The organism is Spongiivirga sp. MCCC 1A20706, assembly GCF_046524175.1.
GTDB lineage: Bacteria > Bacteroidota > Bacteroidia > Flavobacteriales > Flavobacteriaceae > Spongiivirga.
This window is the reverse complement of the sequence record NZ_JBEFZF010000007.1, coordinates 116,272-132,552: the sequence shown is the minus strand read 5'-3', so window position 1 is coordinate 132,552 and position 16,281 is coordinate 116,272. Positions and strand designations below refer to the sequence as shown.

Genomic DNA, 16,281 nt, shown 5'->3' with positions numbered 1-16,281 from the left:
TATGCTTAACGAAAGCCTAAAACTCCCTTGTGGGGTTAGCTTGAAAAATCGATTGGTAAAATCGGCAATGACAGAGCGTATTAGCAATAAAAAATTCGAGCCGACAAATGGGCATGAGCAACTGTACAGTGATTGGGCAGATACTGAAGCGGGGCTTTTAATCACAGGAAATGTAGTTATTGACAGGAAGCACTTGGAGTCTGCAGGAAACATTGTTTTTGATGATGAAAAGATGTTGCCGAAACTAAGGTCATGGGCTGCTGCAGCCACCAAAAATGGGAACCATTGTTGGGTGCAAATATCACATTCAGGTAGGCAGGCAAGTCGTTTTGCCACCAGAAGACCATTAGCTCCATCTGTGGTGCAACTTAAAAAAATGGGTCTTTTTGGGAAACCTAAAGCCATGACTGCTAATGATATTCAACAAACTATATCAGGTTTCGTAAGGGCGGCGTGCTTGGCTAAAAAGTCTGGATTTACGGGAGTGCAAATTCATGCTGCCCATGGATATTTAATAAGTCAGTTTTTGTCACCAAACACCAATTTAAGAACGGATGAGTGGGGAGGAAGTTTAGAAAATAGAAGTCGGTTATTGCTAACCATTATTCGTGAAATAAGAAAGAAAGTGGGGGCTGAATTCCCAATAGGAGTGAAGCTTAATTCAGCTGATTTTCAACGTGGGGGTTTTACTGAAGACGATTCTTTAGAAGTTGTGAAAATGTTACATGCAGAAGGGGTTGATCTTTTGGAAATATCTGGAGGGACTTATGAAAAGTTGGCTTTTTTTGTTTTGAATGAAGAAGGTAATGAACTGAGGCCTACAAGAGAAAGTACCAAAAAAAGAGAGGCCTATTTTATAGATTTTGCAAAGAAAATAAGGACGGTATGTACGATTCCGCTTTTAGTGACCGGTGGGTTCCGGTCGTATGATTTTTGCAATGAAGTGTTAGAAAATGATGAAGTGGATTTAATAGGAATGGCAAGACCATTTATTACCAACTTGAACGACATGAAGGCCTTTTTAAATGGGGAGGTTCCTTATCTGCAAAATAAAGTGCTTCGCACAGGAATTGCTCAATTTGAAGATAGTGCAGAGGGCGGATTTTACGCCAGAAACATCATTCGTATTGCAAATGGAAAAGCGTTCAAATTGAACATGAGTCCATTATGGTGCAGCATATTTTTAATATTTCACGAGTTTAGAAAGGCGGTTGCCAAAAAAATCTAACTATATATATTGACCAAGGCCTGATTAAACTTTGTGACATCTTCAACAAGTCCGGTACTTATGCGGCACCAATTAAAAAATGGAGGGAACGGTCGACCTACGGCGACACCTTGATCGAGAATTTGTTTGTGTAACTTTCTAATGTCTTTTCCGGAATTGAAAAAAACGAAATTGGTATGTGATTTTACATAGGGTAACTCTAAATGATCTAGTGTTTTGTAGATCATTTCTTTGGCTTCTCGGTTCTTTTTTAAACTAAACTGATAAAACTCCTTATCTAGCAAAGCTTCCTTGGCTGCAGCAATAGCCAGAATATTGGTGTTAGCCATGATGTTCTTTTTCAATTTTTTGGCTAATTCTGGTCTGGCAATTAAATACCCAATGCGAAAACCAGCTAATCCGTATACCTTTGAAAAAGTTCGAGATACGATTACGTTCTTATCTTCTTTAACGAGCTCAACCATTGATGGGTAATCAGGTTCATCTATAAAATCGTAATACGCTTCATCGCTGAATAAAATAGTTTTGTTACTAACTGTATTACAAAAGTCTTTCAGTTTGTTTTTTTCAATAATGGTGGAGGTGGGGTTGTTTGGATTGCATAAGAATACTAGTTTGGTTTTGGCGGAAATACGTTTTTCTATTTCATCAATATCGTACTCTTTTTTCTTATTAACCGGCACCCAATTTATAGAAGCTCCCCATTCTTTTGCGTAGGTCATCATAGCAAGAAAAGTGGGTTGACCAGCAATAATTTCACCACCTCCATTAGCGAAAGTGAGACCGGTTACCCGAAGCCCCTCTGTCGAACCACCTGTAATAACTATATGATCTTTAGTGACTCCCTCTTTTTCAGCAATGATATCGGCAAGTTCGAATAAATGTGGATACGGATAACGGCAACCATCGTTAAAAGTAGCTGTTACCGCATCGCGAACACGTTTTGACGGCCCATACGGATTTTCATTCGAACTTAATCTGGCTGGTTTTCCAATTGGTCTTGGGTTGAATTTGATTACTTCTTCAGGCGTTAGTGCATTTGCAACCCCCAAACCGCCTAGTAAAGCGAAGCTTCCTCCTAATGAGGTTGACTTTAACCAAGATCTTCTGTCCATAATACGTTCATTTATATGAAAGTACTAAAGATAGTTAATATAATTAACTAAATAATTATTACTACTGAACCAAAATGAGAATTGATATTGGTAAATAAAAAACGCTCAAAGCACATAATAGTTCTTTGAGCGTTTTTAATAATATGAATTTTTTCACTAGCAACAACCGCCCCCGTCATAGTGATAGGTGCTTTCGCTAATAAATACGTCATTTCTGCCTAAAGCAGCAATATTTGCCGCTGTCTTGTCACAAACCGCTAATGGCTGATTTTTTAGCATTATGTGTCCGTTTTTATCATCTAGATATTCATCTTTTCCGAAATAAATAGCCGCTTTTCCTGTAAAGACACATGGCCCATCAGCCGGCATAGGGTCTTTTATTGCAGCTACTTCGATTGATTCGATATAAATTAATTCGTCTGTCTCGTAATTAGCAGGGTCTAGAATACGATATGGCTTACGTGCGCGAATTTCGATTGTTCCAAAACCGGCATCGGTAAGCATCTTTACGTAGTCTTTAATGGGCAAACTACCACTAAGGCACAGTGCACGAAGACGATCGTCATTGCGAAGTGCATCGTTCATTGGCTGCTCGCAGGTAGGATCACTCATTACCAAACGGCCATGCGGTTTTAATACCCGATACATTTCTTTAATTGCTTTTTTAAGGTCTTCCTCCTTGAAAATATTAAATAAACAGTTTTGAGCTGCGACATCTATACTATTATCTTCAACCGGAAGATTTAATGCATCTCCTTTTTTGAGCTCGACAAATTCTGATTTAAACCAATCGTTTTCTTGTTCGGCAATTTTAAAATTATCTCTCGATGCGGTGAGCATTTCATCAACTACATCAACACCGACTACACCTCCTTTTTGACGAGAGAAATAAGAGAATTGAAGTAGCTCCATACCACCACCTACGCCAACATACAACACTTTTGGGTTGTTTACTAGGTCGCGAGCATGAACGGTGCTACCGCAACCATAGTTCATTTCTTGCATGATTTTCGGGATTTTTAAACCCGGTAATTCCCAAATAGGATTTGTAGTACAGCATAAACCTACATCAGGAGTTAATGCTGCTTCACGATATACATCGACTGTGGTGTCTAGATAATTGCTCATATTCGTATTTCTATTTTCTTGGGTTTTGAGAAAAGTCTGCCCCCTCCTTTATCTTATGATTATAGTTGTTTAATTAGTTCTTTAAAAATGGTGATCATATGCGGTTCTGCTTTCGCAGCCATGGCAATGATCTCATTAATATCAATTGGTTTTAGGTTATCTGGGTCGCATTCATCCGTTAAAACTGACAGCGCGAGCACTTTTAATTTTAGATGATTGGCTACGATGATCTCAGGTACGGTACTCATACCAACAGCATCGGCCCCTATAGTGCGTAAATATCGGTACTCTGCTCTAGTTTCTAGTTGAGGACCAACCACTGAAGCGTATACTCCTTTATGTATGTTAATATTATTGGCTGCAGTGATTTTTTCTACTTCAGCAACTAATTTTTGATCGTATGGTTCACTCATATCAACAAAGCGTTCACCAAATTGTTCGACACCATGAAATGCCAGTGGGGAACCACCTTGTAAATTAATATGATCGTCGATGATCATAATTTCGCCTTTTTTGAAATCGAGGTTTATCGCACCGGCGGCATTGGAAACTAAAAGTGATTTAATTCCCAATTTTTCCATTACTCGAACAGGGTAGGTGACATCTTGAAGCGTATAACCTTCATATACATGAAAACGCCCTTGCATTACCACTACTTTTTTTCCTTCTAACGTACCATAAATGAGTTTGCCTTTATGAAATTCGACAGTAGCAGTAGGAAAGTTAGGAATGTGGTTATAGCTCACCTCTTTTTCAATATCTAGCTCATTAACAAGTTGGCCCAAACCGGTACCTAGAATAATACCTACTTCAGGGTTTTCGAAGCCTTTATTTTTTAAGTAATCAACCGTTTCGGTCAAATATTTTGTCATTTTTTATTGCGGTTTAATAAACTGATTGAAGATGTCAATATCTTTAATATCATCATACACATCCACATCGTTTTTAGGGTTTAAAAGTAGGTATTTTTTATGTTGTACATTGGCTAAAGTATCGTTAAAAACGGTCTCCGTTCCCCAAGCTTTGTTTTCGAAAACCTCTGGCATCATATTGGTGAGACCTAGCAAGTAATAGCCGCCGTCAGTTGCAGGACCAATAACAACTTCATGATCTTCTAAGTAAGAAAAAGCTTGAGAAAGATCTTCGGTTGAAAGATCATACAAATCGCTACCTATAATAATTACCTTGCTATAACCTTGGTTAAAGGCATCTTGAAAAGCCCTAGTCATGCGTTCACCTAGGTCATTGCCACGTTGTAAGTGTTTTTGATAGTTGCTATTATCCCAAATATCATTTTCGCCTATGCTATTAGAATAGTGTACTTGTTTGTCAGCGGCCAATGGCTCGGTAACCTTTTTGGTATGCTTTAGTAAAAACTTATAAATGTCTAATGCAGATTGGTCACCCACAGTTTTTGCTAGCCGTGTTTTTACTTTACCAAGCTCGGGATTGCGAGTAAAAATTAGTAGTGCGTTTTTTGTTTGTTGTTCCAAGTGTAAGATTTGCTTTTAATTCGATGTTTATATCCGTACGAAATTTAAATGAATAAAATAATGATGAGTAACTAAGAAACGACCTAAGTTTAATTAATAAACGGGAATTCCTTTTTTTGAATATTCCTTCCAATCTTTGGAAAAAACATGAATGCTGTCAGTGGGTTGTTGGTGTTTATTGTAAATAGGATAGGTCTTATTTTTCCACTCGAAAATACCACCATATAAATTATACACATTGGTATATCCAGCTTTTTTAAGTTTTCTGGCTATCTGTTCTGATCGTACCCCTATTGAGCAATAAACTAGTATTTTTTCATTTTTATCAGGAAGTTGGCTTGTGGTTTTGGCAAGGTCAAAATGGTCATAACCTACAAATATGGCATTCTTAAGTCTACTTGTTTTATATTCATTTGGTTCTCTAGCATCAAGTATCTTGATGTTTTGATTCGCTTTTAAAGAATCAACACTCATATATGGAATATCACCTTTGTTAAACTTTTTTAGTACTGCCTTAATGTTCTTTTGTGAGTGGACAAAAGAGGTAGTGAAGGCGATAAGTATGAAAATGAAATTTCTCATGTTCGATAAGAAAAGTATTATGCAACAGTACCTTGACAGCTACTGCCCGCACCCGCGGTACAACCATAACAGTGTTGGGAAATGATGATATCTCTGTTTTGAATGATATCTTCATTATACTCGCTTATATGTTTTACCTTACTGGCAACCTTTAGATCAAGCATTTGATTAAAATCGCAATCGTATAACCAACCGTCCCAACTAACTGATAGCGTATTGGTGCACATTACATTTTGCACGGCTCCCGGATTGTAAGCCTCAACTAGTGCGTACATATAATCTTCATAATTCTCAGAAGCAATCAGGTAATCTAAAAATCGACTAATGGGTAAGTTGGTAATAGCAAATAGATTGTGGAATGAAATTCCGAAATCTTCCATTAAGGCCTTTTTAAAGTCGGCTTCTAATGCCATCTGGTCGCCCGGTAAAAATGCACCGGAGGGATTGTATACCAGGTCGAGTCGTAAATCACTATCTGGCATTCCATAACCAACAGCATTTAGTTCTTGTAAGGCTTTGATCGATTTATCAAAAACACCATCTCCTCGCTGCTTATCAGTTTTACCTCGTGTGTAATGTGGCATCGATGATACTACATGGACGTTGTGTTTTTTAAAAAACTCAGGTAAATCATAATACTTTTTATTAGCGCGGATGATGGTAAGGTTTGATCTGACGATAAAATCTTTAATTCCCGCTTTGCTTGCTTCTTCCACAAACCAGCGAAAATCAGGATTCATCTCGGGAGCGCCACCTGTCAAGTCTAAGGTGTGTGCTCCAGTATTTTTAATGACCTCTAGACATTGTTGCATAGTCTCTCGAGTCATAATCTCTTTTCGATCAGGCCCGGCATCAACATGACAATGTTCGCATACTTGATTACACATATATCCAACATTGATTTGAAGAATTTCCAATTTTCTAGGGCGAAGCGGAAATTGACCAGTTTGCTTAATTTTTTCTTTGAATGTTGGCAACTCACCATCAGCGAAAATTCCATTTGATAAAATTTCAAGCTGCCTGTTAGCATTTGCTAATTCATTATTCCTTTTTAATAGCGACTTTGTAGCCATATAGCGATTTTAGATTTAGGACTTTAGAAAGATGAACATTGCCTTCATTTTCTATTATCTTTAACCAAATTTACATACTCAATTTATCGTACTTATTCATCATTTGTACACCATGAACCAATGATGCCCCTGCTTCAATTGCAGCACCTGCATGAACAGCTTCCATCATTTCTTCTTTAGTGATACCTCGTTGTAAGCCATCTTTCGTATATGCATCAATACAGTATGGGCATTTGACCACATGAGATACTGCTAAAGCGATTAACGATTTTTCACGAGCGCTTAATGCGCCTTCCTGAAATACTTTTCCGTAGTAATCAAAAAATGAATTTCCAAGTTCTTCGCTCCACTCAGTGATTTTACCAAATTTTCTCAGATCGGCCGGATCGTAGTATGATTTTGACATTATTTCTTTTTTAGACCGTAAATATACAGTTAATCAAACTGCTTTAAGCTAGCTTTAAAAGCAGTCGCAATTTATACGAATTAATTACGGGCGAGGTTCAATTTTATTCTATCCTATTTCTATTATAAACCGTTAAGGAATAAAAATGTTATTTTTAAACAAACATCTAACCAAACCAAATGGAGTTATCATCGTTGGACTATGGCTTTATTATCGGGCTATTTAGCATCATTTTATTCGTAGGAATTTATGTTTCAAGAAAATCAGGAAAAAACACGTCAGAGTATTTTTTGTCAGGTAGAAATATGCCCTGGTGGTTACTCGGTTTATCGATGGTGGCTACTACTTTTTCAACAGACACCCCAAATTTAGTTACTGATATTGTAAGAACAAATGGAGTTTCCGGAAACTGGGTGTGGTGGGCATTCTTACTTACGGGACTGCTAACCGTTTTTGTATATGCTAAGTTGTGGAGAAAGTCGGCTGTCAATACCGATATGGAGTTTTATGAGTTAAGGTATGGCGGTGCACCAGCAAGATTTTTACGAGGTTTTCGGTCGATTTACCTAGGAATCATTTTTAATATCATGGCCATGTCTGCAGTTACCTTAGCCGCCATCAAGATTGGTCAGGTAATGTTAGGGTTAACTCCTATTGAAACCGTATTAATTGGTGGTGTTGTTACTGTTATTTTTAGCGCTATAGGTGGATTTAAAGGCGTAGTTTATACTGACTTTTTGCTATTTTTTGTCGCAATGGCTGGTGCTATCGGTGCTGCGTATTTTTTGGTAAATATACCGGAAGTAGGAGGTTTAAATAGGCTATTAACGCATGACAATGTGGTCGATAAGTTATCATTAATACCTAGTAGCGATGATAAAGAAGCGTTGATCATGATCTTTATTATTCCAATTGCGGTGCAATGGTGGAGTGCCTGGTATCCTGGAGGTGAACCTGGTGGAGGTGGATATGTGGCACAACGAATGTTAGCAGCGAAAAATGAAAGCCATGCAATTGGTGCTACTTTCTTTTTTAATGTCATGCACTATGCGCTGAGACCATGGCCTTGGATTTTAGTGGCGTTGGCATCGTTAGTTGTTTATCCTGATCTTGTTAGTATAAAAGAGGCTTTTCCTAATATTGAAGATAGCAAGCTAGGTCAGGATTTAGCGTACTCGGCTATGTTAACTAAACTACCATCCGGATTATTAGGTCTGGTGCTAGCTTCATTAGGAGCTGCTTACATGAGTACTATTTCTACTCATTTGAATTGGGGAGCATCCTATATCGTAAATGATTTTTATAAGACTCAAGTGAAGCCAGAAGCGTCAGAAAAAGAATTGGTAGCAGTTGGCCGTATGGCAACCATAATTTTGATGATTGCGAGTGCGATTATGGCATTACTTATGACCAATGCACTTCAAATTTTTAATGTTATCATTATGTTCGGCGCTGGTACGGGATTGATCTTTATATTACGATGGTTCTGGTGGAGAATTAATGCATGGTCAGAGATTTCTGCAATGTTTTCTTCTGGAATTATTTCCGTAGTTTTTGAATTTACGCCGGTAGGAACCTTTTTATTTGGTGATGATGCATTTTTGCCGGGATGGGCAAAATTTCCAACCATTGTATTAATAACATCAATAGTATGGGTGGTTACCATGCTACTTACCAAACCTGAAGAACAACACGTATTGGAAGATTTCTATAAACGGACCCAGCCTGGGGGGCGTGGTTGGAAAAAAATTCTGGATCGATCTAATAAAACTTCGGAACTTATTGAAGACCCTAATGAAAAGTGGTCAGTGCCTCAAGGAATATTGGCAATGATACTGGGTAGTATTTTTGTGTATGGAAGTCTCTTCAGTATGGGGAACTGGTTGTATGGCAATACTACAAGAGCATTCCTCCTAACCGGGATGACCTTAATTGCTGGTTTTCTTTTGATTCGCGTATGGAATAAGATGAAGGATTCCATTTTATAATACATTTTTCATAACACACATGTAATATCTTTTTACTTTATCGATTGAAGTAGGGTTTTTTATTGTCGACTTGTTTTATAAATAAGTATAACTAACCCCAAAATACCGCGATCATGAATTTAGTAGAAAAAGGCAAACGGTTTTTTGAATTTCGAGAAACTAATAAGCAGTTGAAACTTGCTAAAAAAGATATTTTTCAAAGTGAATTAGGTTTTGAAGAATTGACTGAGAAGTACGTTGGATACAAAAAAGGAGCAAAAGAATTACTGGCATATTGCATTTTGGAAGTGGCTTGCGACGAAAGCTTACATTTTTTATCAGATAAGCGATCAAAAGTATATTCGAAATATCATGAATGCATCGAAAAAATAGGAAATGCAAGATCACTTCAACCTGTTATTGATCTTCAGAAAATAACTGCTAAAATCGAGTTCATGCTTGCTCGATTGCGAATAAGCAAAACAAAATCAAAAGATTTTCAACTACAGCCAGCACCCTATGGGAGCGATCAAGTAGCTTAGTGAGGCTTATTTGATAGCATTTTTTAGCCTGAATTTAGAGTCTTTGTGATAGGTGGTTAACAACGAACAATCTTTCTTATACGGCAAACTAATTTCTTCCAACTTATTGGGAGGGTAAAGATTGTCAGACCCAATTAACTTATTCATAAAATGAGATTTTGGTTTGTAAAAATTGGTGTAACCTAAAGTATTTAAAAGATCAATAATCTCATTTTTTTGATCACGATTATATTCAAATGAGATAATAGGCTTGTAATTTTCGATCGTCTTTTTCATTCCTTTAATAACATCAACTTCATTACCTTCAACATCAATCTTGACAAATGCAATTTCCTCACTAAATTCATCATCATATACTTTTAATTCAATATTCTCAGTGTAGTAGTGTTTTTCTGAGGGTAGCGCCACGTGCGAACCACCACCTGAATTTGCATAGGGGATGTTTAAGGTAAATTCACCGGGTTTTGAAGACAATCCGAAGTTGTAAATCTTTACATTATCATAATGCTCTGTATTTAGCGTAAGAATTTTAAAAGTACGTTTTTGCGGTTCGAAACCCGATACTTTTTTAAAGTGGTCTTTAAACTGTACCGCGTGGTTTCCAATATTACAACCAACATCTAGACAACTATATTCCCGTGGGTTGAAATCGAAAGAATTAATAATAGTGCTGACTAGATCTTTTTCATAAAATCCATTTAGAATAATACTTTGCCCAATAAGGTCGTTGGTCATGACCATTGGTAGTACTCCCTTGGTAGGTTTTACTCGATTTTTTAGAAAAAGTTTTCTTGCAATGTATTTGCTAATACTCCCCATTAGTTATAATTAATTGCTGTAATATTACTACAATTTATTAAGATGGAATGGGATAGCGAATGCGGAGTGATTGATAAAAAGCCAATTAATAAAATTCGCATTACTTTGGTGAGATATTTTATTAAAATTGTTTTGTGTTAATGAAAAAGCAAATTATATTTGCACCCGCCTTCGCAAGGCATAGCTAATCGCTAGGTCGAGCAGGTCCGCTCAACGGCATGGTACCTTAGCTCATCCCGATAGCTATCGGGAGGTAAAGCAACGGTAACCAAACGGTACCTTAGCTCAGTTGGTAGAGCAACGGACTGAAAATCCGTGTGTCCCTGGTTCGATTCCTGGAGGTACCACATCAAGCACAAAACCCACTCAAATGAGTGGGTTTCTTGTTTTTAGACTAATTGGAAAGTGATCTTGCTAAAAACGATAAAAGCAAGAAACTACTAGCCGAAGGCAGCGATTTTTGTGTTTTCAACCACCATAACCCTGAAAAAACTTATCGTCACCACTGTTTAAAGTGCCACCTACATACTTTTCCAGTAATCTTTAATGTTCTGGTTGTAATTTGGCGTTGCTATACCCCATGTTGCCAACTGGATTAATTCCGATTCTTCTTGTGTAATTACCATGACCTTACCATGCTCAAAACCGTTGAGTTGGTAATGCATCGGTACATGATCTTTTGTAAAATTAGGGACTGCATCGAAGTCATTTTCGATGGCGCTAAGGTCTATTTGGCGTTGTGAAACGTGGTAGCACATTCTATTTAATTTTGATATGTGTTAGATCATTTCTGGAGTATACCCTAGCCTGTTTTGTAAGTTTGTCATATAGAAATAAGTACTTCTCCGTTTGACCTATGTAAACCATAGAATCGTTTGTAGAAACTGGTATCGAATTATCTAAATAAATAAAACTTACCTCAGCAATCCCCTTGTTACCTGCAATTCTATTTTTCTTATAAATATTCGCTCCTACAAGCATTAAATAAAATAGAAAAACAGCAATAAAATGTGGTAGAGCCGAACGTGGTGTGATTCTAAGTATTGATTCTGTTATTTTTTTTATGTTCAACAATACCAAAAACATTATTAGTCCAAGTTGACAAATGTAAATAATGCCCCAAGGGACATTGGGAAAAACAAGAATAAGGATGATAAATATTAATATAATTAGCACTAACAGCAGCCAATTCTTGTTATGTTTTAACATTAGGTAAATTGTATACTGCTCACCATTCGATTCGCTATTCATATCGTTTATAGGCCACAAAGAAGCGAGTGCAAACCCTATTACGACTCCCATCATGCCATACATTGCGTGCGGAAAAACCCAAAGAAGAACCTCTGACCACTGAATATAATCTGCAATATTGATCCCAAAATTTTTATAATATGTATGTTCAAAAATAAATCCTGTTATAGTTAACAAGGGAAAAACAACTGCAACAAGATGAGTAATTTTGATTGCTTCTACCGATTCAGATTTTGATGTGGACATTAAATAAATTTATGTTTAAGATAATAAAGGTCTCTTCTTTTTTGAGCAAAATAAAATGTTCTATACGTTAATTTAGACCTAACACTCACATCACCTATAACATCTAACACCATTAAAACAATTATATACTGATTTTCCGTACCAAGCAAAATTTGATTCAGCATCATAATCGTTAGTGATTGGTTCTAAATTTGTTTTGCGTTGTGAAATGTGATAACACATAAAGTTGAAAATAGTATTCATTAATGTTAAATTTGAGGTACTGGTTTAGTCTTTCTTTTTCCGAACCAATCCTCTCCTAAATATTCAAATACTGGTTGAAGTTTTCTTTTAGTTAAAAACAGTTTTTCCGTTGAGTCTTTATCAATAAAACTCATTCCCCCATCTTTAATAATAACAAACTTATCTAAATTATTAATTACCCCTTGTACTTTTATTAAATCGGGTGGTTCGAAGAGAATTGTCATAACAACATCGAAATCAGAATCCATTACTTCAAACCCAAAATCATCACTATTCCAAGTAAATTGGCAACTGTCATTCAGAACAAATAGGTTTTCGTCAATTTTTCCAACTAAACAGCCATTGGTATCATAAATATTGGCCGAAACTAAAAGTCTATTATCCCGGCTGATTCGGTATTTTAGGCTACAGAATCTATCCAAACCTTGAAATGGAAAAAAGCAAAGGGACTCATTATTATAGTTAAAAGGTATTGGTGCGAGTATTCCGCTTTGATCAGATATTCCAACAGAAATCTTCATCAACCCAGGCTTTAGGTTTTTTTGTTTGCTTAATATTATTCCACGGATATTGTCATCTTGATCGCATTTTTTATAGTTCGGCGGATCATATATCTTCTTTATTCTATCTACTGCATCAGGGACATCGTTTATGAACATAATAAAATATCCAAGCCCACCTAGAATAATGATGATTAACATACGGAATTTGTAAATTTTTTGTTTCCAATGCTGTTTACAATAAATAAAGGAAACTTTTCGAGAACATCGTTCTCCTTTTTTGGTTTGCGCTTTACAGTACCTTTTTCCCATTCTTGTTCATTTAAAAAATTGCCTGAATTCGAAAGTTCAATTACATAGAAAGGGTCTGTACTGAAATGGGGATCCTGACAGTTCCCAGTATTATGTTATCAGCAATTGTATTAGATGCAGTTATAAGTTCTGAGTGCGTTGCAACAATAGAAAAGTAATCAACGGTAAAGCTCCCTGCATTTCTTAACACTCCTTCAATATTTAAGTCATTCAAATATTTACTCACCTTTCCATTGCTAAATATGGACTCGTCCGATAACTCCAATTGTTCAACGGATATAACTAATGACCCGTCCTCTCTTTAAGTAAAAATACTTTTTTATCCTGCTGTATAGAAACTGAGTCATCCCAGCTACTGACCTGCTTTTGGCTAATTTGATTTCCCTTTCATTGTTAATATCTTTAATGTCGCTATTTACTCTTTGGTAAGAATTGCATTGTCTTGCCTTATGTATTTCTTTTATTCGAAAAAATTCCTTGCTTTTTCCATCTATTTCTGCAGTTAAGATACCATCTATACTCATAAAGAAATATGAACCAATCATCTAAGTAACTCATTGTATCTTCATTAATTATGAATTAAATATACATATTTAAGTGCTACCATTATCGAAAATATTATTTAACTATATTTAAAATCGTTATAGTGGAAAAAATGGGCATTTAGTTTCGAAGTAGTGGAGTATAGCTTAAACTAAAATATTGTCTATTAATTATTATCGGATTGGGACTTTTAACCCAATTTTCAATATACTTGATTTCTTAACTTCCCCATCCATATTTCATGTTTAAAATTGTATTTCGGAACGGCAATACAGCCGATATCGGTGAGTTATTGGTGGAAATAGGTAGGCATAAAATTACGATGGCGTGTCAGCAACGCAACCTACCCATGCCTAGATCGCAAAAAAGGTTTCATTTAGAGTGTACTGTAACCCTTACAGTACTTATGTATAATTACCCAACTATCGGTAAGCAACAACTGATGTTAGTTGATGATTGTAAGAATTTACCTAAAGATGGTTGGAAACTAATTAAAGTGCATCCATGAACCTCAACGAAACATCATTTCGAGAAGTTTGCCAACAAGCAGTAAGAAGTCAGTACCGGTTGTATAGAATATGGATTGATCAATTGGCTAATATTGATATAGAAGATCCGTTCGCACTAGTAGATAGTAGGGTTAGTATGATGCTAAATAATATCAACCTCATCATAGAAAATAATAACAATTACAGGATGTTGTCGCAAGAAAACTCAGTACTAGCAGAAGCATTAAAAAGAGAATACATAAATTTAGCAACAGAATACGGTAATCGATATGCAAATAACAAGTTGGATGAACAAAGGCATTATTAGGTTTATTGCTCTGGTTTGCGGTATTACTCTGCTATCATGTAACAATCAAAACCAGGTAACCAACATCGAAAAAGAAAATGCGCTACTAAAGAAACAGGTAAATACCCTAACAAATGAGTTGCACAAGTATGATACCTTGCTCAATGTTTATGAAAAAAATGATGTTAAGGTGTCTAATGGTTAAAGTTGGATCACAATAGTAAACTAAAAACTACCGTGAACGATTTTGATTTAAGAAACAAAATAATCCCCTTACTTGAAAACTTAGGTTAACAAAATCATACGAGGAAGCCAAAGTGTTAAAGGGAGAAATTGAATTGCTGTTAAAGTCGTTTTCGTTTTATATACCAAAAAACCTAGAGGTATTTGAACTAGCAAACAAATCCGTTTATGCCGAATTGGTGTTGGATATTGAATCTTGTCATTTGAAACTTTCATCAGAATACAAGGAATACCTTAAAGGAAAAGTAAAATAGGCTGTATTTATAGGTGCCAGACGATATATATTAAAAAGTACGGGGGTGTCGAAATGGAAAACCGAATTTTCAACCCCACCCAACCTAAAATCAAGGTAATTGTTTAATAAATTTAACAAAGTAGTATGAGTATTGATATGGAAAACATCAATATCCCGTATATATCTTGCTACTTCATTTAATCCAATAAGCCAGTCAACTTTATATTGGTCTGGTTTTTACTTGGACTCTAATTCTGATTTTCTCATTGACATTTAGTTGCTGATCTGATCTTGTATACAATAGTTCATAAACTGAAATAACACCTTTGGTAACATCTCTAAATATTCGTTGTAGATCATTCGCAGTATTAGCAACTACCAAATTATTTTGATTAGATGTTATTGAACTAAGATCTTGTTCGTCAAAATCATCACCTCTTAATCCAATAGTGAACCGGAGTACTTCGGAATTCTGAATCTGCTGTTGAAGTGCACTTGGATTGTTACTATCATTGTCACCTCCATCAGTAAAAACTACCAACGACTTTTCACCCTCAAAATTCAAACTGGTTATAAGTTGAATACCTTGTAATGTTGCCTCAAATAAGGCTGTTCTGGGTTGATAATTGTCAAAATCATCAATTAAACCGTTTAGTGTTTGAATATTAGTTCTATTATAAAAACCCGTCATTTCTATTGCATCCCTCTGTGAGAAAAAAATAACCGCAACTTGTGAATTAGAAGAACTGTTAACTATTGTACTAGCAAATTCTTTGGCATAACTTTTTAAATCATCAATAATACCTTGTAATGAGGTGCTCATATCCAAAACAAGAACCGCGGCGATATCGGTTTTAATGCTACTATCGCTAGCATTAAATTCAGACTGACGCTGATAACAATCATCCTGATCCTCATCTAATAAGAACTCGGTAACTTCAAAATTGGTTGAACTGTTCCTAACTCTAATTCCGGGTACTGAAATTACAACATTACTACCCTCTAACCTTGCAGATGGATTACCAGAGTTGATGTTGTTACTTTTTTCAATAGGTTGAGTCGTGATATTTGGAGAACCAGCATTAAAATATTCATATACAAGAAATTCATTGCCCTCCAAATTTGCACAATTAGACATCATATCGTCATCGTCATCACTTTTAAACCAATCGCAACTTGTAAAAGTGAACACAATGATAAAAAATGAAGTAATGTAATATACTAATTTGCTTGATTTTGAACTACCGACTATACACATAGGCTTACTTAATTAGATTATTTACTTCAAGAAAAGTAATAAAAAAGTACATTCTCCTATATATGAGTCGATTAACAAAAAAAATATTCGTTGTTTAGTAGTTTCAAGTTTACAAATTAACATTGTATTATGTTAATTATCAATCAGTAACAGAATCATACAACAACTACATTTGAGAATAATATCTACTAACTTCTTGGTTTTAAAATCAAATAATTAAACCAAATTTATTATTTCCTCAAAGAGCTTAATAATAATCTTCAACAATTCTGAAAACCATTCTTTCTCTTGCAACTTTTCGT

Annotated in this window: 18 protein-coding genes and 1 tRNA gene; 6 read left to right on the top strand and 13 right to left on the bottom strand. The window is 35.7% G+C overall.

The window, feature by feature from the left end; genetic code table 11:
* Nucleotide 1 precedes the first annotated feature (1 nt).
* A complete protein-coding gene (locus ABN763_RS16185) occupies nt 2-1,228 on the top strand; it encodes an NADH:flavin oxidoreductase/NADH oxidase family protein (protein ID WP_410486541.1) in 1,227 nt (408 codons plus the stop codon).
* Here ABN763_RS16185 and ABN763_RS16180 read toward each other — a convergent pair.
* From ABN763_RS16180 to ABN763_RS16150, 7 genes are all read right to left on the bottom strand, one after another.
* Nucleotides 1,225-2,343, bottom strand: coding sequence for a pyridoxal phosphate-dependent aminotransferase (locus ABN763_RS16180; RefSeq protein WP_410486540.1), 1,119 nt, complete (start codon nt 2,341-2,343; stop codon nt 1,225-1,227). The genes ABN763_RS16185 and ABN763_RS16180 overlap by 4 nt on opposite strands.
* 156 nt (nt 2,344-2,499) lie before the next feature.
* On the bottom strand, nt 2,500-3,471 hold the full coding sequence (gene arsM, locus ABN763_RS16175) for an arsenosugar biosynthesis arsenite methyltransferase ArsM (protein WP_410486539.1): 972 nt from the start codon (nt 3,469-3,471) through the stop codon (nt 2,500-2,502).
* Nucleotides 3,472-3,530: 59 nt separating this feature from the next.
* The gene (locus ABN763_RS16170; protein ID WP_410486538.1) at nt 3,531-4,343 is read right to left on the bottom strand and encodes a purine-nucleoside phosphorylase; all 813 of its coding nucleotides are present in this window, start codon (nt 4,341-4,343) and stop codon (nt 3,531-3,533) included.
* A 3-nt stretch (nt 4,344-4,346) separates the two neighbouring features.
* On the bottom strand, nt 4,347-4,964 hold the full coding sequence (locus ABN763_RS16165; protein ID WP_410486537.1) for a TIGR04282 family arsenosugar biosynthesis glycosyltransferase: 618 nt from the start codon (nt 4,962-4,964) through the stop codon (nt 4,347-4,349).
* A gap of 93 nt (nt 4,965-5,057) precedes the next feature.
* Entirely contained in the window at nt 5,058-5,546 is a 489-nt protein-coding gene (locus tag ABN763_RS16160) for a rhodanese-like domain-containing protein (protein WP_410486536.1), read from the bottom strand.
* Nucleotides 5,547-5,563: 17 nt separating this feature from the next.
* Nucleotides 5,564-6,619 (bottom strand): arsenosugar biosynthesis radical SAM (seleno)protein ArsS, encoded by a 1,056-nt coding sequence (gene arsS, locus ABN763_RS16155; RefSeq protein WP_410486535.1) that lies wholly within the window; start codon nt 6,617-6,619, stop codon nt 5,564-5,566.
* A gap of 70 nt (nt 6,620-6,689) precedes the next feature.
* Nucleotides 6,690-7,025 (bottom strand): arsenosugar biosynthesis-associated peroxidase-like protein, encoded by a 336-nt coding sequence (locus ABN763_RS16150; RefSeq protein ID WP_410486534.1) that lies wholly within the window; start codon nt 7,023-7,025, stop codon nt 6,690-6,692.
* Between the two features lie 179 nt (nt 7,026-7,204).
* On the opposite strand from ABN763_RS16150, the gene ABN763_RS16145 reads away from it, so the two are divergent.
* Together ABN763_RS16145 and ABN763_RS16140 are read left to right on the top strand one after the other, a co-directional pair.
* Nucleotides 7,205-9,013: a sodium:solute symporter family protein gene (locus ABN763_RS16145; RefSeq protein ID WP_410486533.1), complete on the top strand. Its 1,809-nt coding sequence runs from the start codon at nt 7,205-7,207 to the stop codon at nt 9,011-9,013.
* 113 nt (nt 9,014-9,126) lie between these two features.
* A complete protein-coding gene (locus ABN763_RS16140) occupies nt 9,127-9,534 on the top strand; it encodes a hypothetical protein (RefSeq protein WP_410486532.1) in 408 nt (135 codons plus the stop codon).
* A gap of 6 nt (nt 9,535-9,540) precedes the next feature.
* Here ABN763_RS16140 and ABN763_RS16135 read toward each other — a convergent pair whose 3' ends face one another.
* Complete coding sequence (locus tag ABN763_RS16135; protein ID WP_410486531.1) at nt 9,541-10,353, bottom strand: FkbM family methyltransferase; 813 nt, start codon at nt 10,351-10,353, stop codon at nt 9,541-9,543.
* 274 nt (nt 10,354-10,627) lie between these two features.
* Here ABN763_RS16135 and ABN763_RS16130 point away from each other — a divergent pair.
* Nucleotides 10,628-10,700: transfer RNA gene (locus tag ABN763_RS16130), tRNA-Phe, on the top strand.
* Nucleotides 10,701-10,874: 174 nt separating this feature from the next.
* Here the strand turns inward: ABN763_RS16130 and ABN763_RS16125 are convergent.
* The 4 genes from ABN763_RS16125 to ABN763_RS16110 all read right to left on the bottom strand — a co-directional run bounded on the left by ABN763_RS16125 (nt 10,875) and on the right by ABN763_RS16110 (nt 13,170).
* Entirely contained in the window at nt 10,875-11,111 is a 237-nt protein-coding gene (locus ABN763_RS16125; RefSeq protein WP_410486530.1) for a hypothetical protein, read from the bottom strand.
* 1 nt (nt 11,112) lies between these two features.
* Nucleotides 11,113-11,850, bottom strand: coding sequence for a hypothetical protein (locus ABN763_RS16120; protein ID WP_410486529.1), 738 nt, complete (start codon nt 11,848-11,850; stop codon nt 11,113-11,115).
* Nucleotides 11,851-12,098: 248 nt separating this feature from the next.
* Complete coding sequence (locus ABN763_RS16115; protein ID WP_410486528.1) at nt 12,099-12,794, bottom strand: hypothetical protein; 696 nt, start codon at nt 12,792-12,794, stop codon at nt 12,099-12,101.
* Nucleotides 12,795-12,945: 151 nt separating this feature from the next.
* Entirely contained in the window at nt 12,946-13,170 is a 225-nt protein-coding gene (locus ABN763_RS16110) for a hypothetical protein (protein ID WP_410486527.1), read from the bottom strand.
* A 782-nt stretch (nt 13,171-13,952) separates the two neighbouring features.
* On the opposite strand from ABN763_RS16110, the gene ABN763_RS16105 reads away from it, so the two are divergent.
* Both ABN763_RS16105 and ABN763_RS16100 read left to right on the top strand, forming a co-directional pair.
* Nucleotides 13,953-14,264 (top strand): hypothetical protein, encoded by a 312-nt coding sequence (locus ABN763_RS16105; protein ID WP_410486526.1) that lies wholly within the window; start codon nt 13,953-13,955, stop codon nt 14,262-14,264.
* Nucleotides 14,245-14,448, top strand: a complete 204-nt coding sequence (locus tag ABN763_RS16100) for a hypothetical protein (protein WP_410486525.1) — start codon at nt 14,245-14,247, stop codon at nt 14,446-14,448. The genes ABN763_RS16105 and ABN763_RS16100 overlap by 20 nt, the downstream gene beginning before the upstream one ends.
* A gap of 493 nt (nt 14,449-14,941) precedes the next feature.
* Here the strand turns inward: ABN763_RS16100 and ABN763_RS16095 are convergent, their stop codons facing one another.
* Entirely contained in the window at nt 14,942-15,913 is a 972-nt protein-coding gene (locus tag ABN763_RS16095) for a vWA domain-containing protein (RefSeq protein ID WP_410486524.1), read from the bottom strand.
* Nucleotides 15,914-16,281: the final 368 nt, after the last annotated feature.